We start from the raw sequence: 20,202 nt of genomic DNA, 5'->3' as shown, positions 1-20,202 counted from the left end.
CGACCGGAGCACGGATCCGGCCGACACTCCACACACCATTCCACCGAAAGGAGGCGCTGTGAGCGTCTCGATCACGACCTCGGACGTCAAAGCCGGCGAATACAGCGTGCGACTCAACCGCGCAGGCGAGGGAAACCGCGAAGCCATCCTCTTCCTGCATGGATCAGGCCCCGGGGCGACCGGCCTGTCCAACTTCGGCGGCACCATCGAGGCCTTCGCCGAGGACTACGACTGTCTGGTGATCGACCAGGTCGGCTGGGGCGACTCCAGCCACCCGGAGAACACGCCGCCCGGCGCCAGGCTGCGGCAGAACGCCGAGACCTGCCTGGCCCTGATCGACGAACTCGGGCTCGACAAGGTCCACCTGGTGGGCAACTCGATGGGCGGTTCGCTCGCGCTGAACCTGCTGACCCGCGCCCCTGAGCGCTTCGGCAAGGCCATCACCATGGGGACGGCCGGTGCCGGGAACATGGGGGCTCCCAGTCCGGCGATGTGGCGTCTGATCACCTTCTACGACGACCCCACCCCTCGGGCCATGGCCGAGCTGATCTCCTACATGCTTTACGACCCCACCCTGTTCGGGGACCGGCTCGCCGCCATCGCGGAGGAGCGTGTCGCCATGGCGACACGGCCCGAGGTGCGGCGTTCCCACCTGCAGACCTTCGCCCATGGGCCCGCCAGCCCCCTCGTCCTCCCGGACGTCGCGCTCAAGCGCATCCCGAACGAGGTTCTGTTCGTCCACGGCAGGGAGGACGTCATCGTCAGGCCCGAGAGCAGTGAGTGGTTCGCCCGGCGCGTCCCGAACTCGCGGCTCTATCTGATGCCGCACTGCGGTCACTGGGCGCAGATCGAGCAGGCGGACAAGTTCAACAACGTCACCCGCGCCTTCCTCGCGGGTCAGATCTGAAGTGGAGTCATGCACATGAGTTTCGTCAGCGCTCTGGGCTACATCGTCTTCCGCGGTCCGCTCGAGGCATGGAGGACGTTCGGAACCGACGTGCTGGGCCTCCAGCTCGCCGCTTCGGACGACCCGGACACCTTGCTGTTCAAGAATGACGAGAGGGCATGGCGTATCGCCGTGGAGGCCGGGGAGCCGGCCGGCCCGAAATCGGTGGTCGCGCTCGGTATGGAGGTCAGGTCTCCCAGGGATCTGGACGTTCTGGCCGGGAATCTGCGTTCGCTCGGCGTCGACTTCCGGGAGGACGAGAAGCTCGCCGCCCGCCGCGGCGTCCGGAAGCTGATCAGCTTCGCCGACGTCGCCGGGAACACGGTCGAGGCCTATTACGGCGCGACTCAGGCCAAGGAGCGATTCGTCTCTCCGCGCGGCCTCACCTTCGTCGCCGGCGACATGGGCCAGGGCGACTTCGGCGTCGGTCATACCTTCATGTTCGTCGCCGACCCGGCAAAGACCGCGAAGTTCTACCAGGACGCTCTCGGGTTCCGGCTCAGCGACACGATCGACCTCGGGCCTCAGGCGGCCCAGTTCCTGCACTGCAATCCCCGGCACCACTCGATGGCGTTCGGTGCCATCCCCGGAGTCCCGCCCGGCATCGGTCACCTGATGCTGGAGGTGACGAGCCTGGAGGACGTCGGACGGACCATGGACCTCGTGCAGAAGCAGGGCATCCCGATGCGGATGTCGATCGGCGAGCACACCAACGACCGGATGACCTCCTTCTACGTCGTGACGCCCTCCGGTTTCGACATCGAGTACGGCTTCAACGGCCGCGTCATCGACGACGACGCGTGGACGGTCGGCCACTACGACGCCGCGAGCATCTGGGGCCATCACTTCCTGGCGGCCTCTCCGGCTCCCGGCGCCTGAGAACGAAAGGAGCGGGACATGTTCGACATCGCCGACCTGGTCCAGCCCGACAAGGGGCTCATCGACCCAAGCATCTACACCGATCCCGAGATCTACCAGGCCGAGCTGGCGAACGTCTTCGCCCGGAGCTGGCTCTTCCTGGCCCACGACAGCCAGTTGCCCAAGAAGGGCAGCTTCCTGCAGACCTACATGGCCGAGGACCCGGTCCTGGTGGTCCGTCAGCGGGACGGCTCGGTCAAGGCGTTCCTCAACCAGTGCCGGCACCGGGGCATGCGCATCTGCCGTGCCGACGAGGGTGTGGCCAAGGCATTCACCTGCAGCTATCACGGCTGGGCGTACAACATCGCCGGTGAGCTGGTCAACGTGCCGATGGAAGACCGCGCTTACCACAACGAGATCGACAAGTCCCAGTGGGGACCGCGGCAGGTGCCGCGCATCCACAACTACAAGGGCTTCTACTTCGGCACCTGGGATGACGAAGCCCCCTCCTTCGAGGAGTACCTGGGCGACATGGCGTGGTACTTCGACGCCATGGCCGACCGCTACGACGACGGTCTCGAACTCGTCCCGGGCGCGACCAAGTGGGTCATCGACGCCAACTGGAAGTTCGCCGCCGAACAGTTCGCCAGCGACATGTACCACGTTCCGATCTCCCATTCCTCGGGGTTCGTCGCGCTGTTCGACGACCCCGAGATCCGGGCGCTGGCGGCGGGGGCCCTGGCAGCCCCGGGCCGTCAGTTCAGCGGGAACGGCCACGGTTCGGGGTTCGGTCTCCGTCCCGACCTCGTGCCCGACCCGGCCGGCCCGGACTTCGACGCCTTTCTCATCGAGCGCCGGGAGGAGATCTACCGCCGCCTCGGCGAGCAGCGCGCCCTGGCGGTGTACGGGCACAACACCGTGTTCCCCAACTTCTCCTGGCTGGCGACCAACAACACGATGCGGGTGTGGCACCCGCGCGGACCGGGCCGTATCGAGGTGTGGTCCTGGGCCTACCTGCCCAAGAACGCTCCCGAAGAGGCCAAGCGGGCGTCACGCCTCAACACCGTCCGCACCTTCTCGCCGGCCGGAGTGTTCGAGACCGACGACGGAGAGAACTGGACCGAGGTCCAGCAGGTCCTGCGCGGCCACATCGCGCGGCAGACCACCTTCAACGCGCAGATGGGACTCGGTCACGAGCAGCGCGACCTGGACGGCATGCCAGGCCGGACGGCCGGTGACATGTTCACCGAGATGGCCGGCCGCGGCATGTACCAGCGCTGGGCCGACCTGATGTCCGGCCTGTCCTGGCAGGAGATCGCCGAACTGGACAAGCGGCGGCGTGAGCAGGAGGAGGCGAAGCAGTCATGACGACGGAGACAATCCCCGTCCCCGCGCTCGTCGGCGTGGAGACCCAGCACCGGATCGAACAGTTCCTCTACGCCGAGGCCGCTCTCCTGGACGACCACCGGTTCACCGAGTGGCTGGAGTTGTTCACCGACGACGTCCACTACTGGTTGCCGACCCGTGTGACGCGCACCGTCCGCGAACGTGACATCGAGATCGCCGGGCCCGACGGCGCGGCATTCTTCGACGACGACAAGGCGTTCCTCGCGGGCCGGGTACGCCGTCTCACCTCCGGCCAGGCCTGGTCGGAGGAGCCGCCGTCGCGGACCCGACGGCTGCTGACCAACGTCCGCGCGACGGAACTGGACTCCGGCGAGTTCGAGGTGCGGGTCAACTTCCACGTGCTGCGCAGCCGCCTGGAGCTCCACCAGGACAGCTTCTCCGGCGAGCGCACCGACCTCCTGCGTCCGGCCGACACCCCGCTGGGATTCCGGATCGCCCGCCGCAAGATCATCCTGGACACCACGACCCTGCCCGCCCCGAGCATCAGCGTCTTCCTATGAGTACATCCTGGATCCGCGCCTGCGGTATCGACGACATCGACGACGGAGAAGCCTTCCGCCTGGACACCGTGCCCCCGGTCTCGGTGTTCCGTTCCGGGGACGAGTTCTTCTGCCTCGACGACACCTGCACCCACGAGGACTACTCGCTGGCCGACTCCTGGGTCGAGGACTGCACCGTGGAGTGCCCCCTCCACCAGGCCAAGTTCTGTCTGCGCACCGGCGCCGTCCTGGCACAGCCGGCGACCCGGCCGCTGGCCACCCACGAGATCAAGGTCGAGGGCACCGACATCTACGTCCGTATCGATCGCGAGCGTGAAGAGCACCGGGAAGAAGAGCACAGGGAAGGAGCGCACCATGGGGCGGCTTGACGGCACTTCAGCGGTAGTCACCGGCGGTGCCTCCGGGCTCGGCCGTGCGATCGTCGAGCGCTTCGTGGCGGAGGGGGCGCGGGTCGTCGTCCTCGACCGCACGAAGGTGCGGCTGGAGGAGCTCTCCAGAGAGCTGGGCGACGCGGTACGCACCATCGCCGGTGACGTGCGGTCGTTCGAGGACAACAGCGGAGCCTGCGCCATCGCCGAACGCGAGTTCGGCGGACTGGACGCCTTCATCGGCAACGCAGGCATCTGGGACTTCGGCAGGTCGCTGATCGACACACCCGCCCACGTCCTCGCCGACGCCTTCGACGAACTGTTCGCCGTCAACGTCAAGGGCTACCTGCTCGGTGCCAAAGCGGCGGCCGAGTCGTTGCGGAAGTCGAACGGCACCCTCATCCTGACCCTCTCCAACGCGGCGTTCTTCCCCGCTGGCGGCGGGCCGCTCTACACGGCCAGCAAGCATGCCGCTCTCGGACTGGTCCGCCAGCTCGCCTACGAGCTGGCCCCGGAGGTCCGTGTCAACGCCGTCGCCCCCGGCGGGCTGGCCACCGATCTGCGAGGGCCCGGAGCTCTGGGGCTGGCCGACACGTCGATCACGGAGGAACTCCCCATCGACACCATCCTCCGCGAGCACTCGGCCCTGCGCACAGCGCCGGAACCCGCCGACTGCACCGGCCCGTACGTTCTGCTGGCCTCCGAGGAGGCCCGGACCTTCACCGGCACGGTGATCGACATCAGCACCTTCGGCACCCCGCCCCGCCGGCAGTAGGCGTTCACCTCGCCCGCCCGGGCCGCCCGGGCGGGCTCCGTATGCCCTTGGCCGGGCCATCCCCGGGAACACAGTTGACCAGTACTTCCTCCCCACAGGCGGCGGACTCGACCGTCGACCGGCGCTCCTCCCGCCTGATCCTTGCCGCTCTCGCGGTGGCGGGGTCGATGGTGGCCGTCCACCAGACGACCGTGACCCCGCTGCTGCCCGACCTCGCCCGCCACTTCGACACCTCGTTGACGGCCGTCTCCTGGGTGTTCACCGCACCGCTCCTGACCGGAGCGGTCGCCACCCCCCTGCTGTCGCGCCTGGGCGACATGTATGGGAAGAGACCCTTGATCCAGCTGACTCTCAGTCTGCTCCTCACGGGCTCGGTCGTGTGCGCGTTCGCCCCCTCACTGGGCGTCCTCATCGCCGGACGGGCGCTCCAAGGAGTCAGCGTGGCACTGTTCCCGCTGGCCATCGGCCTGATCCGGGAGGTGCTGCCACCCGACCGTGTCATGAACGGTATCGGTGTCGTCAGCGCCACCATGGGAGTCGGCGGCACCCTCGGAATGATCATCACAGGACTGGTCGCCGCAGTGACGGACGGTTTCCGCCCCGTGTTCTGGGTGGCGATCATCCTCAGCGTGACCGCCCTGACGCTCATCGCCCGATGGGTGCCGTCCGGCGGTGCCCGGCATGGCGGCAAGCCGGACTACCCGGGTGCCGCCCTCCTCGCCCTGACCCTCATCTGCCTGCTCCTGGCCATCAGCAAGGGCAACACCTGGGGATGGACATCCGGCCGGATACTCACCCTGTTCGGCGCCGCTGTCCTCCTGGGCGGAGCGTGGACACTGACCGAACTGAGAGTCGCCCAGCCGCTGGTGAGGCTGTCCCTGCTCGTCGGTCACCGCTCCCTGTCAGCCAACGCCCTGTCGCTTCTGCTGGGCTTTTCGATGTACGCCTCCTTCACCTTGGTCGCCAACCTGGTGCAGACGCCTCGAAGCGCCGGATACGGCCTGGGAGGCTCCGTCCTGGACGTCGGCCTGTACTCGCTGCCGATGATGGTGACGACGCTGTCGGCCGCGGGCCTGGCGAGTCGTCTCGCACGCCGGATCGGCCAGGCGTTCACCATCGCCGTGGGCGCGGTGATCTCCGGATGTTCCTTCCTCTGGCTCGCGCTGTCGAACACCCATGGCTACGACTTCCTCGGGCAGGGGGCCCTCCAGGGGCTCGGCCTCGGGATCTCCCAAGCGGCCCTCGGCGTCCTGGCCGTCGAGCATGTTCCCCAGGCCCAGAGCGGAATCGCCAGCGGGATCAACTCCCTGGTGCGCACGGCGGGAGGAGCGATCGCCGGCGCGGCGGTCGGGGCCGTTCTGGGTGGAAGCGCGGCGACTCTGCACGACTACGTCCTGTGCTTCTTCTTCATCGCAGGCAGTTCCTGGCTCGCGGGCCTGATCGCCGTGGCCCACAGGTTCGCCTACAACGGCAATACGGCAAGGCCACTGCCGTCGGCCCGCACGCCGTAAGGCCCTGGACGGCCTCGCCGTCCGGCACCTTGAGGGGGGCCGGCTTCGCGGAACGCGTTCCGCACGACGGCTCGGCGGTGAAGGGGCAACACCCCGCGGGGCCGCGCGATCCCGTGCTGCTCAGCACCCACCGCACCTCCGTGGAGCGGGCCGCGAGGTCACCGTCGCGACGCGCGTACTGGTCAGTGGAACACCCGCTAGGACGGAAGGCAGGTCAGGGGTGAACGTGCTCTTGTGCTTGCTGCTCTCGCCATTTCCCGGAACGCCACTGACTCGCTGTCGGGGCCAGTACTCCGCGACGTCCGCGAAGTAGCTCCCCCACGAGGTCCTCACCTGGATCCCCGCCTGTGCCTCCGCGGCCGCGACTTCGGGACCGTACGAGATGACCTCCCGTTTCTATGAGGCGCCCCCGGCGCGGATCGCCGGGGTCGCCACAACTACCGCGAAAGGACTGTGAAACCGGCATGGCAGTGGACTCGAAAGTGATCGCGCAGGCCGCCGCGCGACTGACCGGCGCCATGGAACGAGGCCGCGCTGTCGCCCCGGTCCGCGATCTGCTCGGCGCCCAGGACATCGGTGCCGCCTACGCGGTACAGCAGGAACTGACCCGGCGCAGGCTGCGCCGCGGAGCCGTGATGGTCGGCCGGAAGATCGGCCTGACCTCGCCCGCCGTGCAACGCCAACTGGGGGTCGACCAACCGGACTTCGGTGTGCTGTTCGCCGACATGGACGTCTCCGCCGAGCCGGAGGTGCCCTCCGCGCGGCTGCTGCAGGCCAAGGCGGAGGCGGAGATCGCCTTGGTCCTCAGGGAGGACCTGGCCGACGGCGACCTGGACCCGGCGCAGGTGCGGGACGCGGTCGACTACGCCGTCGCCGCGCTGGAGATCGTCGACAGCCGCATCGCCGACTGGGACATCACCCTCGCCGACACGGTCGCCGACAACGCCTCCAGCGGCCTGTACGTCCTCGCCGAACGCCGGCTCACGCTCGACGAGTTCGAGCCGCGGGAGACCACCATGCGGATGTACGCCGACGACGTCCTCGTCTCCGAGGGCTCAGGCACCGCCTGCCTGGGCGACCCGCTCAACGCTCTGGCCTGGCTGGCCCGCACCGCGCGGGAGTTCGGCGAGCCGCTGCGCGCTGGGCAGGTCGTCCTCTCCGGCGCCCTGGGCCCGATGGTCCCGGCGCCTCCTGGCACGCGCATCCGGGCCGAGATCAGCTCGCTCGGCGAGGTCACCGCCGCATTCTCCGAGAAGAGGGACGTATGACACCCCGTAAGACCAAGGTCGCCATCATCGGCTCGGGCAACATAGGCACCGACCTGATGATCAAGATCCTGCGCCTGTCGGACACGCTGGAGGTCGCCGCCATGGTCGGTATCGACCCGGCCTCCGACGGCCTTGCCCGTGCCGCCCGGTTCAAGGTGCCCACGACCCACGAGGGCGTCGACGGCCTGATCGCCATGGAGCACTTCGACGACATCGAGGTGATCTTCGACGCGACATCGGCCAAGGCGCACATCGCCAACGCCCACAAGCTCGGGCCGTACGGCAAGAAGCTCATCGACCTCACGCCCGCCGCGATCGGCCCGTTCGTGGTGCCTCCGGTCAATCTGGGCGCCCAGCTCGACGCGGGTGTGGACAACGTCAACATGGTCACCTGCGGTGGACAGGCCACCATTCCCATGGTCGCGGCCGTCTCCGCGGTCACCGACGTGCACTACGCGGAGATCGTGGCGTCCATCGCCTCCAAGTCGGCCGGCCCGGGCACACGCGCCAACATCGACGAGTTCACCGAGACCACGGCGCACGCGATCGAGTCCGTCGGCGGCGCGGCGCGCGGCAAAGCGGTCATTGTCCTCAACCCGGCCGAACCACCGCTGATCATGCGGGACACGGTGTTCTGCCTCATCGGCGACGCCGACCAGGACGCCATCCGCACCTCCGTCAAGGAGATGGCCGAACAGGTCGCCCAGTACGTGCCCGGCTACCGTCTGAAGCAGGAGGTGCAGTTCACTCCGGTGGACGTTGCCGAGCCGGTGCACACGCTCGTCCCGCAGGGAGCCGGTCCGGTCACCACCCGGGTGTCGGTCTTCCTCGAGGTCGAGGGCGCCGCCCACTACCTCCCGGCCTACGCCGGGAATCTCGACATCATGACGTCGGCCGCCCTGCGCGTCGCCGAGTCCTTCGCGGAGGCCAACCGATGAACCGCAAGATCTACATCCAGGACGTCACCCTGCGGGACGGCATGCACGCCATCCGGCACCGCATCGACCCCGCCGACGTCGGCCGTATCGCCGCCGCCCTCGACGCGGCCGGCGTCGACGCCATCGAGGTCGCCCACGGCGACGGTCTGGCGGGCGGCTCGCTGAACTACGGCCCGGGCAGCCACACCGACTGGGAGTGGATCGAGGCCGCTGCCGACGCGATCGACAACGCGGTCCTCACCACACTCCTTCTGCCCGGTATCGGCACCATTGCCGAACTGGAGCGCGCCCACGCCCTCGGCGTGCGCTCGGTCCGCATCGCCACCCACTGCACCGAGGCCGACATCTCCGCGCAGCACATCGCCAAGGCCCGCGAGCTCGGCATGGACGTCTCCGGTTTCCTGATGATGAGCCACATGGCCCCGGCGACCGAACTCGCCGCACAGGCCAAGCTGATGGAGTCCTACGGCGCGCACTGCGTATACGTCACCGACTCAGGTGGCCGCCTCACTCTGGACGGGGTGCGCGAGCGGGTCCGCGCCTATCGGGACGTGCTCGACGAGACCACCGAGATCGGCATCCACGCGCACGAGAACCTCTCGCTGTCGGTGGCCAACAGCGTCATCGCCGTCGAGGAGGGCGTCACCCGGGTCGACGCCTCCCTCGCCGGACAGGGTGCCGGCGCCGGCAACTGCCCCATCGAAGCCTTCATCGCGGTGGCCAACCTCCAGGACTGGAAGCACGGCTGCGACCTGTTCGCGCTCCAGGACGCCGCCGACGACCTGGTACGTCCCCTGCGCGACCGCCCCGTCCAGGTCGACCGCGAGACCCTCACCCTCGGCTACGGCGGCGTCTACTCTTCCTTCTTGCGCCACGCCGAGATCGCCGCCCAGCGCTACGGCGTGGATGCCCGCGAGCTGTTGCTGGAGGTGGGCCGGCGCGGCCTGGTCGGAGGCCAGGAGGACATGATCGTGGACATAGCACTCGACCTGCTCGCGGCCCGGTCCAGGCGGGGCGCCTGACCAGAGGTATCGGTCCACGCCATGTAGTTGCGGGTGTTGCAGAACCCCATTCCTCGCGGGGTGATCGACCGTGGGTGCCAGAATCGGAGCGGGACGGAGTCACCTGCGCTCAAGGCATTTCACGTCGGATGAATCAAGACGCCTCAAGGTGGGCGCGGTACCGTCTCGTCAACCACGACATTGAACGGCTCAGGGAAACTGATCCATTCGGGCCGGCCGAGCGGTTCCGCGCCGCAGTGTCGCTGGTTGCTTGGGTAGCGATCAGTGCGATCGAACTGCTCGACTATGTTCAGGCCCTGCGATCCACCGGAGTCCTCGTGCTCCAGCCTGAGCTGTCGATCAAGACGTCGCGCTGACCACGACGTCGTGGAGCCACACCGGACGGCTATACAGCGAGCCGCTCGGCATGCCCGCTCCCGCCGACGCACTGGCGCCTCTTGGCGAGACAGACACACCCAGTGGGACCGGCTGGACCCGTCTGCCACCATCGGCGCAACGCAGCACCAGGGCCTCTCGCTTCTCGCCGGATTCGACAACCGGGAGTTGCCAAGAGGCCCTTCAGCCATGCCTCACCTCGCTCAACGAGCGCATGGAGAAATGGCCAGTTGGCAGGAGTGAACCGGCAGACAGTACCGGCCCCGTTGGAGTGGGGCGATCCGTGTGAAGGACGTCTCTGAAGCGGCCGTAGCGTGCGTGCATCGACTATGAGAAGACCCGGTTCCGAGCGCGCGTATGAAGCCGGAACACGTTGCGCTGCGGATCGAGGACACCCGCGACGATCAAGCCCGGCTGGCCCTGGCCGATGGGCGGCTGCTGCCTCCGCCGGCCGTCATGACCGAAGCCTGCCGGATCCTGAGGGACCGGCAGATCAACGCCTGGCCGGGGACAACAGGCGGCGGCCCTGCCCCCGGCGTCGGCGGCGCGGATCAGAACGCGTACGGGCCGAAGCGACCCCAGGCGACCAGCGCGAGCAGGGCTATGTAGATCAGGTTCACGGCGGCCAGGGGGGTCTCGGAGCGGCGCAGATGGACCACGGAACCGCCGCCGGCGAGCGCGATCCCGCCGAGTGCCGCCCACGGGACCAGCACCGGAGCGATGTCGGTGGCGCCCGGCAGGATCAGCCCGAGGCCGACCAGCGCGTCCAGGGCGCCGATCGCCTTCACGGCCGGGTCGGAGAACTGCTCGACCCAGCCGAAGGTGGAGGCGAGCTTCTTCTTGTCGGTGAAGATCTTCATCGCGCCCACGGCCAGGAATGCGGCGGCGAGCAGGGACTGCACAATCCACAAGAAAACATTCACAGAGCACTCCGGTGAGAGGCAGGGAGAAGGGCGTTCAAATTTGAACATGCGCAAGGTAGCACAGTGTTCAGATTTGAACTACCAACTCCTGGCCGCCTCGGCCGGACACCCGGGCTAGCGCGTCACAGAGGGGGCTGCCTCGCCCCGTGCGCGGCGGGCGACCTCGTTCAGGCCGTCGGCCAGAACGGCGAGCTGTTCCGGAGTGAAGGCTTCGAGGAAGAACTCCCGCACGGCTGCGATGTGCCCCGGGGCCGCCTGCTCCAGCATGCGCCGGCCGTCGTCGGTGAGGACCGCGTAGACCGCACGCGGATCACCGGAGCACCCGCGCCGCCGCACCAGACCGGCCTTCTCCAACTGGGCGATCTGGTACGACAGTCCGCTCTTGGTGGTGTGGAGCGTCTCGGCGAGCGCGCCCATGCGCATCTCGCGGTCCGGGGCGGAGTCGAGGCGGACGAGGACCACGTACTGCAGGTGGGTGATCCCCGAATCCTCCTTGAGCTGCTGATCCAGTCGCCGGTCCAGCGACACCGCGGCACCCACGAAGGCGTACCAGGCTCGCGCCTCATGCTCGTTCAACAATCCGGGCTCCGTCATGCACCTACGCTACCTCGCCAGTTCAAATTCGAATCGGTGTGACCGAGGTCATACCGGGTCCTCTGTTTCAAATTTGAATCACGCGGGGTATGGTCCAGGATGTCGCTTCAAATTTGAACTTGCACTCGCTTCGCATCATTCCCCAGGAGCAGCCATGGACACCACACCTTCCGCCGCCCACACCCTGCTCGCCGACGCCTCGGTGCGCTCCCGGGTGACCATCCCGCTGCGTTTCGCCGACGGCTACGAGGTCACCGCCGAGGCGGTCACCTTCCACGGACTGGCCGACGGCAAGGAGCACGTCGCGCTGATCCTGGGCGACCCCACGGCTGCCGCGGCTCCGTTGGTGCGGATGCACTCCGAGTGCCTGACGGGCGACGTGTTCGGCTCGGCGCGCTGCGACTGCGGTCCGCAACTGCGCGAGGCGGTCGAGCGCATCGCGGCCACCGGCGGAGTGCTGCTCTACCTGCGCCAGGAGGGCCGCGGCATCGGCCTCTACAACAAGCTGGACGCCTACGCCCTGCAGGACGCGGGCCTGGACACGTACGAGGCCAACACCGCCCTCGGTCTGCCCGAGGACGGCCGCGACTACAGCGCCGCCGCGCAGATGCTCGCCGCGCTCGGCCTCGCCGAGTTGGACCTGCTCACCAACAACCCCGACAAAGCACGCCAGTTGCGTGACCTCGGAGTCCGGGTGCGCTTCGTGGAGCCCACCGGCGTCTTCGCCACCGACAGCAACATCCGCTACCTGCACGCCAAGGCCGAACACACCCACCACACGATCCGGCTGCCCGAGACGGCCGCCTTCGCCACCCTGGCCGGCTGACCCCGACCCCACCCCTCTCTCTCACCCCGGAGTTCCGTCATGCCCACATCCCTCGGCCGCGTTGCCACCGACGCCGCCCCGCGCTACGCCAAGCAACTCGCCTCCCACTTCGGCGGCAAGATTCCCACCGAGGAGACCAGCGACGGCGGGCACCGCCTCACCTTCCAGCAGACCGACGTCCTGCTCGAGCCCGCCGGCGACCACCTGCTCATCCGCGTGACCGCACCCGACGCGTCCACCCTCACCGCCATCGAGAACGTGGTGGGCAGCCACCTCGAGCGCTTCGGCCGCCGCAACGAACTCACGGTCGTCTGGGAGCAGTCATGAAGGCCGTCGTCATCACCGACTTCGGAGCCGAGCCGCTCCTCACCGATCTGCCCGTTCCGGAACCGGGGCCGCGCGAGGTGCTGGTCCGCCTGCGTGCCGCCGCGCTCAACCCCTTCGACTGGAAGGTCGCCGACGGAGCCCTCAAGGGCGCGGTCGAGCACGACTTCCCGCTGGTCATGGGCTCCGACGGCGCCGGCGTAGTCGAGCGCGTCGGAGCCGGGGTGAACCTGTTCCGGCTGGGCGACACCGTCTACGGCCAGTTCATGAACGTGGCCCGCGGACGCGGCTCCTACGCCGAGTACGCCCTGGTCTCCGAGGACGGCAAGATCGCCCGCATACCGGACGACCTGCCGTTCACCGTCGCCGCCGCCCTGCCCACCGCGAGCGCCACCGCCTACCAGGCCATCGAGGCCGCCCGCCTCGACACCGGGCAGGTCGTCCTCGTCAACGGCGCCTCCGGAGGCGTCGGTCAGTCCGCCATCCAGTTCGCCGCCCACCAGGGAGCCCGGGTGCTGGCCACCGCCGCCCCCGACGTCGCCGCCCGTCTGCGCGACCTCGGCGCCCACGAGACCCTCGACTTCACCGCCGCGCCGGTCGCCGAGCAGGTACTCGCCGCCCACCCCGAGGGCATCGACGCCGTCCTCGACCTCATCAGCCACCCGGGCGACGACGGCACAGCCGCCCTCGCGGCCCTGCTCAAGCCCGGCGGCAGACTGATCAGCACCAACCACGCCGCCGACGTCGAGGCGCTGGCGGCCCGCGAGATCCACGGCGTCAACCTCTCCAGCAACACCAGCCGGGCCGAACTGGAGGCACTCGCCGGCCTCGCCGCCGCCGGAAAGCTCCGCATCACCGTCGACAGCGAGATCCCCCTGGCCGACGCCCCCGCCGCCGTGGCCCGCGCCCGCTCCGGCCACTCCCGCGGCAAGACGGTCATCCTGCCCTGACCGGCAGGATGACACCGGCGCTGGCCGGCACGGCCCGTCGGGATGCGCGGGGCTGTCGACCGGCAGACCCTTTAGTCCCCGTGACAGATGGGCCGACCGACGCGAGCGAGGGCCGACAACGATGGCCCAACGGCTCCATCCATCGCGACACCACGACCGGTCACACGGCACGACGTGTCCGCACGCCCAGCCGTAACGGCGGACGGCACCGCCCTGCGGCGCGGTCCGTTGAGGCCGTGGTCTCGTGGAGGCCCGTGAGCTGTTGACCGGCGTCCACGGCCGGCTCGCGAGGAGTGCGGCCAGGGCCGGGACGGTGAGCCGGATGCCGGGCAGGAGTGCCTGGGCTGCCCGGGCGGGGGTGAACCGCGGGGGCAGCGGGCCTGAGGGACTGGCGTCACGGCTTCGGGCCGATCCGGCCGCCGACCAGCCGCTTCTTCTCAGCGGAGCGGTGGACCAGCAGTCAGTGCGCGAACCCGGGTGCCGGTTCCTGCCCGGTCACACTCACCTGATCTGCCAACCAGCGTTCTCCCTGTGCCAAGCAAAATGCTCCGTCGCAGACGCGAACGACCGCCCCCGCGACGAACGACCGCCCCCGCGACCACTGATTGCATAAACGTGCAGCGAAACGTATAGTCATGCCATCCAGGAGGAGGGTTTTCCATGGCGGTACGTGCAGCGGTGGCGGGAGCGAGCGGTTATGCGGGCGGCGAAGTGCTGCGCCTGCTCCTCGCGCACCCCGAGGTCGAGATCGGCGCCCTGACCGGCAACTCGAACGCGGGCCAGCGCCTCGGTGCCCTCCAGCCGCACCTGCTGCCGCTGGCCGACCGGGTCCTTCAGGAGACCACGGCCGAGGTCCTCGCCGGGCACGACGTCGTGTTCCTCGCGCTGCCGCACGGGCAGTCCGCCGCCGTGGCCGAGCAGCTCGGCCCGGACGTGCTCGTCGTCGACATGGGCGCCGACTTCCGGCTGAAGGACGCCGCCGACTGGGAGAAGTTCTACGGCTCCGCGCACGCCGGCACCTGGCCCTACGGCCTCCCCGAACTGCCGGGCGCCCGCGCCGCGCTGGAGGGGTCCAAGCGCATCGCGGTGCCCGGTTGCTACCCCACGGCCGCCACCCTGGCCCTCTTCCCCGCGTACGCGGCGGGCATCGCCGAGAACGAGGCCGTGATCGTCGCCGCGTCCGGGACGTCCGGGGCGGGCAAGGCCCCCAAGACGCACCTGCTCGGCAGCGAGGTCATGGGCTCGATGAGCCCGTACGGCGTCGGCGGCGGCCACCGGCACACCCCCGAGATGATCCAGAACCTCGGCGGGGTCGCCGGCGAGCAGGTCTCCGTGTCCTTCACCCCGACCCTCGCGCCGATGTCCCGCGGCATCCTCGCCACGTGCAGCGCCAAGGCCAGGCCGGGCGTCACCGCCGAGTCCGTGCGCGCCGCGTACGAGAAGGCCTACGCCGACGAGCCCTTCGTCCACCTCCTCCCGGAGGGGCAGTGGCCCGCAACGGCGTCCGTCCACGGTTCCAACGCCGTATCGGTGCAGGTCGCGTTCGACGAGGCGGCGGGCCGCATCATCGCGATCAGCGCCATCGACAACCTCACCAAGGGCACCGCCGGCGGTGCCGTCCAGAGCATGAACATCGCCCTCGGGCTCCCCGAGTCCACCGGGCTGACGACGATCGGAGTTGCGCCGTGAGCGTGACGGCAGCACAGGGATTCACGGCGGCCGGGATCGCCGCCGGGATCAAGGAGAACGGCAACCCGGACCTGGCCCTTGTGGTCAACAACGGGCCCCGCCTCGCCGCCGCGGGCGTCTTCACCTCCAACCGGGTCAAGGCCGCGCCGGTGCTCTGGTCCGAGCAGGTCCTCAAGAGCGGCCGGATCTCGGCCGTCGTCCTCAACTCCGGCGGCGCCAACGCCTGTACGGGCCCCAAGGGCTTCCAGGACACGCACGCGACCGCCGAGAAGGTGGCCGACGTCCTCGGTGTGAACGCCGCCGAGGTCGCCGTCGCCTCCACCGGCCTCATCGGTGTCCTGCTCCCCATGGACAAGCTGCTCCCCGGTGTCGACACGGCCGCCGCCCAGCTGTCCGAGCACGGCGGCGAGAAGGCCGCCATCGCCATCAAGACCACCGACACCGTGCACAAGACGTCCGTCGCGCGGGGCGAGGGCTGGACCGTCGGCGGCATGGCCAAGGGTGCGGGCATGCTCGCACCCGGCCTCGCCACCATGCTCGTCGTCCTCACCACCGACGCCGACGTCGACGCCGAGACCCTCGACAGGGCCCTCCGCGCGGCCACCAGGGTCACCTTCGACCGGGTCGACTCCGACGGCTGCATGTCCACCAACGACACCGTGCTGCTGCTCGCCTCCGGCGCCTCCGGGCTCACCCCCGAGTACGCCGAGTTCGCGGAGGCCGTACGCACCGTCTGCGACGACCTCGGGCAGCAGCTCGTCCGGGACGCCGAGGGCGCCAGCAAGGACGTCAAGATCGAGGTGATCAACGCCGCGACCGAGGACGACGCCGTCGAGGTGGGCCGCTCCATCGCCCGCAACAACCTCCTCAAGTGCGCCCTCCACGGCGAGGACCCCAACTGGGGCCGCGTGCTGTCCGCGATCGGCACCACCAAGGCCGCGTTCGAGCCGGACCGGCTGAACGTCGCCATCAACGGCGTCTGGGTCTGCAAGAACGGCGGCGTCGGAGAGGACCGCGACAAGGTCGACATGCGCTACCGCGAGGTCCACATCGTCGCCGATCTCGCCGCCGGGTCCGAGACCGCCACCATCTGGACCAACGACCTCACCGCCGACTACGTCCACGAGAACAGCGCCTACGCCTCATGAGCACCACGCGGAAACACACCGCCCTCCCCAAGGCGCAGATCCTCATCGAGGCGCTGCCCTGGCTGACCCGGCACAACGGCAAGACGGTCGTCATCAAGTTCGGCGGCAACGCCATGATCGACGAGGAGCTGAAGGCCGCCTTCGCCCAGGACGTCGTCTTCCTGCGGCACGCCGGCCTGAACGTCGTCGTCGTGCACGGCGGCGGCCCGCAGATCAGCGCCGCCCTCGACAAGCACGGCATCGTCAGCGAGTTCAAGGCCGGACTGCGCGTCACCACCGAGGACGCCATGGACGTCGTACGCATGGTGCTCGCCGGGCAGGTGCAGCGCGAACTGGTCGGCCTGCTCAACCAGCACGGACCGCTCGCCGTCGGTCTGACCGGCGAGGACGCGCACACCATCACCGCCATCAAGCACCAGCCGGAGATCGACGGCGAACGCGTCGACATCGGACGGGTGGGCGAGATCACCGACATCGACACGGGCGCGATCGAGGCGCTGCTCGCCGACGGCCGCATCCCGGTCGTCTCGTCGATCGCCCGGAGCGAGGACGACGGACATGTCTACAACGTCAATGCTGATACGGCGGCTGCGGCACTCGCTGCTGCTCTGGGCGCCGAGACCCTCATGGTCCTCACCGATGTCGAGGGCCTCTACGAGGACTGGCCGAACAGCGACGAGGTGATCAGCCGCCTCACCGCTTCCCAGCTGGAGAAGCTCCTGCCGGAGCTGTCCTCCGGCATGGTGCCGAAGATGGAGGGCTGTCTGCACGCCGTGCGGGGCGGAGTGAACACCGCCCGCGTCATCGACGGCCGTGTCCAGCACTCGATCCTGCTGGAGATCTTCACCGACGAGGGCATCGGCACGATGGTCGTTCCCGACGCCGTGACCGAGGGGGACGCCGAATGACCGGGACCGCGAGCAACGCAGAGCTGACCCAGCGGTGGCAGGGCTCGCTCATGAACAACTACGGCACCCCGAGACTGCCCCTCGTCCGCGGTGAGGGCAGCACCCTGTGGGACGCCGACGGCAAGGCGTACCTCGACTTCGTCGGCGGTATCGCGGTCAACGCCCTCGGCCACGCCCACCCGGCGGTCGTCGAGGCCGTCAGCAAGCAGATCGCCTCCCTCGGCCATGTCTCCAACCTGTTCGTCGCCGAGCCGCCCGTCGCGCTCGCCGAACGGCTCCTGGAGGCCTTCGGCCGGGACGGCAAGGTCTTCTTCTGCAACTCCGGCGCCGAGGCCAACGAGGGCGCCTTCAAGATCGGCCGGCTGACCGGCCGCACCCACATGGTCGCCACCACGGGCGGCTTCCACGGCCGGACCATGGGCGCCCTCGCCCTGACCGGCCAGCCCGGCAAGCAGACCGGCTTCCACCCGCTGCCCGGCGACGTCACCCACGTCCCCTACGGCGACGCCAAGGCCCTGGCCGCCGCGGTCACCGAGGAGACGGCGCTCGTCATCATCGAGCCGATCCAGGGGGAGAACGGCGTCGTCGTCCCGCCGCCCGGCTATCTGAAGGCGGCCCGCGCGATCACCGCGGCCACGGGGTCCCTGCTGGTCCTCGACGAGGTGCAGACCGGCGTCGGCCGGACCGGGCACTGGTTCGAGTACCAGGCCCATGAGGGCGTCCTGCCGGACGTCGTCACCCTCGCCAAGGGCCTCGGCGGCGGACTCCCGCTCGGCGCGACCGTCGCCTTCGGCCGGGCCGCGGAGTTCCTGCAGCCCGGTCACCACGGCACCACCTTCGGCGGGAACCCCGTCGCGTGCGCCGCCGGGCTCGCCGTCCTGGAGACCATCCGGGCCGAGGGCCTGCTGGAGAACGTGAAGCGGCAGAGCGAGCGGCTGCGGGAGGGAATCGAGTCCTTCGGACACCCGTTGATCGCCCATGTCCGTGGCGCGGGCCTCCTGCTGGGTATCGTGCTCACCGAGCCGCTCGCGCCCCAGGCGCAGCAGGCGGCTCAGGACGCCGGTCTCCTGGTGAACGCGCCCGCCCCCGATGTCGTACGGCTCATGCCGGCGCTGAACATCGGTGACGCCGAGGTGGACGCCTTCCTCAGGGCGCTGCCCGGTGTCCTGGACGTGGCCAAGGGGGACGGATGATCCGGGGAATGGGACGACGATGAGCCAGGCGCAGGAGCACGACCAGACGGGGCCCGCGGTGCCGCAGACCCGTACGGCACGCCACCGGCGGATCGTGGACATCCTCAACCGGCAACCGGTGCGCTCGCAGAGCCAGTTGGCGAAGCTGCTGTCCGACGACGGGCTGAGCGTCACCCAGGCGACGCTCTCCCGGGACCTGGACGAGCTGAACGCGGTGAAGATCCGCAACACCGACGGCGACCTCATCTACGCGGTGCCGAGCGAGGGCGGTTTCCGTACGCCCCGGGCGCCGCTCGGTGAGTCGGCGAAGGAGGAGCGGATGCGGCGGCTCTCGGCGGAGCTGCTGATCTCCGCGGAGGCGTCCGCGAACCTGGTGGTGCTCCGTACGCCGCCGGGCGCGGCCCAGTTCCTGGCCTCGGCCATCGACCAGGCGGAACTGCACGATGTGCTCGGCACGATCGCCGGCGATGACACGCTGATGCTGATCAGCCGTGACCCCGTGGGCGGGCAGGCGCTCGCGGACCACCTGCTGCGGCTGGCCCAGAACGGCCACTGACGGCCACTGACGGTGACGGCGGGACGGTAGACGCGCGGGCGGGTGCCGTCACCGCCGACCGACCCGGCCAGCCCGGCCGCGGTCACCCCGCCGGGCCCGGTCACTCCCGCCGGGCCCCCTCACCTGAGGCGGGCCCGGTCACCTGAGGTCGGCCCGGGGTCACCCCAGGCGGGAGGCCAGCCCTCCCGTGCACCGCACCTCGTCGCCCGCCGTGATCAGCAGGGCCTCCACGTCCGGCAGCGACTCCAGCCAGGCCAGACCTTCCCGCGACCCCATCGCGAACGCGGCTGTGGCCCAGCAGTCCGCCCAGGTCAGCCGGGGAGCGACCACCGTCACCGACACCAGGTCGGTGACCGCGGACTTCCCGGTGCGCGGGTCGACGATATGGGCGCCCCGTTCGGCCGTGCCCGAGGTGGCGACGGCCAACCGGTCCGCGCCCGCCGCGGTGACGACCGCGGCCAGCCCGCCCGGCCGCAGCGGATCGGCCACACCCACCCGCCAGGGCCGGTCGGGGCCGGGCACACCGCACAGCTGGACGTCGCCGCCGCCGTTGACGCTCACCCCGACCGCGCCCGCCTCGACCAGACGCAGGGCGGCCCGCTCGGTCGCCCACCCCTTCACCAGGCCGGTCGGGTCGAAGCGGCCCTCGTAGGTCGCGCTGAACCAGCCGTTGCTCACCCGCTCCGCCTCGGCGCACAGTCCGAGCACCTCGGCGACCTCCGGGTCGCACTCCTCGATGGTGGTCTCGGCCCGTGCCAGCCGGGAGATCTGGCTCTGCTCACGGTAGGTGCTGAACACCTCGTTCACGCTGTGCAGCCCGGCCACCGCCTCGTCGAGCGCGGCCCTGATCGCCGCCGGCTCGCCTCCCCGGACGTCGAAGGAGAAGACGGTGCCCATGACCTCCTCGGCGTGCCGCAGCTGGGCGGGCGCGGCGGCCCCGGCGGGTTCGGCCACTTGATCAGCCTGCCTGGTCGAGTGCGGACTGCACGGACTTCTTGTACCCCTCGCTGGTGTAGGTGGCACCTGAGACAGCATCGATGTCGGCGCTCCCTGCCGCTACGGCGTTCTGGTTGAGCTTGGGGATGGCGGTGCCGCTGATCTGGGTGGAGCGGCCGCCGCTGGG

23 protein-coding genes are annotated in these 20,202 nt (G+C 69.7%); 19 read left to right on the top strand and 4 right to left on the bottom strand.

What is annotated here, in order from left to right:
- Positions 1-58: 58 nt before the first annotated feature.
- The 11 genes from AOK15_RS25355 to AOK15_RS25305 all read left to right on the top strand — a co-directional run bounded on the left by AOK15_RS25355 (position 59) and on the right by AOK15_RS25305 (position 9,949).
- Positions 59-907, top strand: coding sequence for an alpha/beta fold hydrolase (locus tag AOK15_RS25355; RefSeq protein ID WP_055520672.1), 849 nt, complete (start codon positions 59-61; stop codon positions 905-907).
- Positions 908-922: 15 nt separating this feature from the next.
- On the top strand, positions 923-1,825 hold the full coding sequence (locus tag AOK15_RS25350; protein ID WP_055520671.1) for a VOC family protein: 903 nt from the start codon (positions 923-925) through the stop codon (positions 1,823-1,825).
- 18 nt (positions 1,826-1,843) lie between these two features.
- Positions 1,844-3,172: an aromatic ring-hydroxylating dioxygenase subunit alpha gene (locus AOK15_RS25345; RefSeq protein WP_055520670.1), complete on the top strand. Its 1,329-nt coding sequence runs from the start codon at positions 1,844-1,846 to the stop codon at positions 3,170-3,172.
- Positions 3,169-3,711: an aromatic-ring-hydroxylating dioxygenase subunit beta gene (locus tag AOK15_RS25340; RefSeq protein ID WP_055520669.1), complete on the top strand. Its 543-nt coding sequence runs from the start codon at positions 3,169-3,171 to the stop codon at positions 3,709-3,711. Before AOK15_RS25345 ends, AOK15_RS25340 begins: the two co-directional genes overlap by 4 nt.
- The gene (locus AOK15_RS25335) at positions 3,708-4,079 is read left to right on the top strand and encodes a bifunctional 3-phenylpropionate/cinnamic acid dioxygenase ferredoxin subunit (protein ID WP_063799049.1); all 372 of its coding nucleotides are present in this window, start codon (positions 3,708-3,710) and stop codon (positions 4,077-4,079) included. The genes AOK15_RS25340 and AOK15_RS25335 overlap by 4 nt, the downstream gene beginning before the upstream one ends.
- Entirely contained in the window at positions 4,066-4,854 is a 789-nt protein-coding gene (gene hcaB, locus AOK15_RS25330) for a 3-(cis-5,6-dihydroxycyclohexa-1,3-dien-1-yl)propanoate dehydrogenase (RefSeq protein WP_055520668.1), read from the top strand. The genes AOK15_RS25335 and hcaB overlap by 14 nt, the downstream gene beginning before the upstream one ends.
- Before the next feature lie 74 nt (positions 4,855-4,928).
- Complete coding sequence (locus AOK15_RS25325; protein ID WP_055520667.1) at positions 4,929-6,365, top strand: MFS transporter; 1,437 nt, start codon at positions 4,929-4,931, stop codon at positions 6,363-6,365.
- Positions 6,366-6,829: 464 nt separating this feature from the next.
- Entirely contained in the window at positions 6,830-7,633 is an 804-nt protein-coding gene (locus AOK15_RS25320; protein ID WP_079058692.1) for a 2-keto-4-pentenoate hydratase, read from the top strand.
- Positions 7,630-8,571, top strand: a complete 942-nt coding sequence (locus AOK15_RS25315; RefSeq protein WP_055520665.1) for an acetaldehyde dehydrogenase (acetylating) — start codon at positions 7,630-7,632, stop codon at positions 8,569-8,571. The genes AOK15_RS25320 and AOK15_RS25315 overlap by 4 nt, the downstream gene beginning before the upstream one ends.
- Positions 8,568-9,593, top strand: coding sequence for a 4-hydroxy-2-oxovalerate aldolase (gene dmpG / locus AOK15_RS25310; RefSeq protein WP_055520664.1), 1,026 nt, complete (start codon positions 8,568-8,570; stop codon positions 9,591-9,593). Before AOK15_RS25315 ends, dmpG begins: the two co-directional genes overlap by 4 nt.
- 128 nt (positions 9,594-9,721) lie before the next feature.
- The gene (locus tag AOK15_RS25305) at positions 9,722-9,949 is read left to right on the top strand and encodes a hypothetical protein (RefSeq protein ID WP_055520663.1); all 228 of its coding nucleotides are present in this window, start codon (positions 9,722-9,724) and stop codon (positions 9,947-9,949) included.
- 570 nt (positions 9,950-10,519) lie between these two features.
- Here AOK15_RS25305 and AOK15_RS25300 read toward each other — a convergent pair.
- Together AOK15_RS25300 and AOK15_RS25295 are read right to left on the bottom strand one after the other, a co-directional pair.
- Positions 10,520-10,870: a DoxX family protein gene (locus tag AOK15_RS25300; RefSeq protein WP_338059923.1), complete on the bottom strand. Its 351-nt coding sequence runs from the start codon at positions 10,868-10,870 to the stop codon at positions 10,520-10,522.
- 135 nt (positions 10,871-11,005) lie between these two features.
- Positions 11,006-11,485 (bottom strand): MarR family winged helix-turn-helix transcriptional regulator, encoded by a 480-nt coding sequence (locus AOK15_RS25295; protein ID WP_055520661.1) that lies wholly within the window; start codon positions 11,483-11,485, stop codon positions 11,006-11,008.
- A gap of 154 nt (positions 11,486-11,639) precedes the next feature.
- Between AOK15_RS25295 and AOK15_RS25290 the strand changes: the two genes are divergently transcribed.
- The 8 genes from AOK15_RS25290 to AOK15_RS25255 all read left to right on the top strand — a co-directional run bounded on the left by AOK15_RS25290 (position 11,640) and on the right by AOK15_RS25255 (position 19,079).
- Positions 11,640-12,311, top strand: coding sequence for a GTP cyclohydrolase II (locus tag AOK15_RS25290; protein WP_055520660.1), 672 nt, complete (start codon positions 11,640-11,642; stop codon positions 12,309-12,311).
- 39 nt (positions 12,312-12,350) lie between these two features.
- Positions 12,351-12,638: a DUF2218 domain-containing protein gene (locus AOK15_RS25285; RefSeq protein WP_055520659.1), complete on the top strand. Its 288-nt coding sequence runs from the start codon at positions 12,351-12,353 to the stop codon at positions 12,636-12,638.
- Positions 12,635-13,585 (top strand): NADP-dependent oxidoreductase, encoded by a 951-nt coding sequence (locus AOK15_RS48355; RefSeq protein WP_055520658.1) that lies wholly within the window; start codon positions 12,635-12,637, stop codon positions 13,583-13,585. The genes AOK15_RS25285 and AOK15_RS48355 overlap by 4 nt, the downstream gene beginning before the upstream one ends.
- A 660-nt stretch (positions 13,586-14,245) precedes the next feature.
- Positions 14,246-15,274 (top strand): N-acetyl-gamma-glutamyl-phosphate reductase, encoded by a 1,029-nt coding sequence (gene argC, locus AOK15_RS25275; RefSeq protein WP_055520657.1) that lies wholly within the window; start codon positions 14,246-14,248, stop codon positions 15,272-15,274.
- Entirely contained in the window at positions 15,271-16,422 is a 1,152-nt protein-coding gene (gene argJ / locus AOK15_RS25270; protein ID WP_055520656.1) for a bifunctional glutamate N-acetyltransferase/amino-acid acetyltransferase ArgJ, read from the top strand. Before argC ends, argJ begins: the two co-directional genes overlap by 4 nt.
- Positions 16,419-17,330: an acetylglutamate kinase gene (gene argB, locus AOK15_RS25265; protein ID WP_055520655.1), complete on the top strand. Its 912-nt coding sequence runs from the start codon at positions 16,419-16,421 to the stop codon at positions 17,328-17,330. Before argJ ends, argB begins: the two co-directional genes overlap by 4 nt.
- A complete protein-coding gene (locus tag AOK15_RS25260) occupies positions 17,327-18,523 on the top strand; it encodes an acetylornithine transaminase (RefSeq protein ID WP_055520654.1) in 1,197 nt (398 codons plus the stop codon). The genes argB and AOK15_RS25260 overlap by 4 nt, the downstream gene beginning before the upstream one ends.
- Before the next feature lie 19 nt (positions 18,524-18,542).
- Positions 18,543-19,079: an arginine repressor gene (locus AOK15_RS25255; protein WP_055520653.1), complete on the top strand. Its 537-nt coding sequence runs from the start codon at positions 18,543-18,545 to the stop codon at positions 19,077-19,079.
- Between the two features lie 159 nt (positions 19,080-19,238).
- Here AOK15_RS25255 and AOK15_RS25250 read toward each other — a convergent pair whose 3' ends face one another.
- Both AOK15_RS25250 and AOK15_RS48860 read right to left on the bottom strand, forming a co-directional pair.
- Positions 19,239-20,033, bottom strand: a complete 795-nt coding sequence (locus tag AOK15_RS25250) for an FAD:protein FMN transferase (RefSeq protein WP_055520652.1) — start codon at positions 20,031-20,033, stop codon at positions 19,239-19,241.
- 4 nt (positions 20,034-20,037) lie between these two features.
- Positions 20,038-20,118: an FMN-binding protein gene (locus tag AOK15_RS48860; RefSeq protein WP_240496387.1), complete on the bottom strand. Its 81-nt coding sequence runs from the start codon at positions 20,116-20,118 to the stop codon at positions 20,038-20,040.
- Positions 20,119-20,202: the final 84 nt, after the last annotated feature.

It is taken from the genome of Streptomyces ossamyceticus, from assembly GCF_001418475.1.
GTDB classification, from domain to species: Bacteria; Actinomycetota; Actinomycetes; order Streptomycetales; family Streptomycetaceae; genus Streptomyces; species Streptomyces ossamyceticus.
This window is presented reverse-complemented; position numbering and strand designations above follow the sequence as displayed.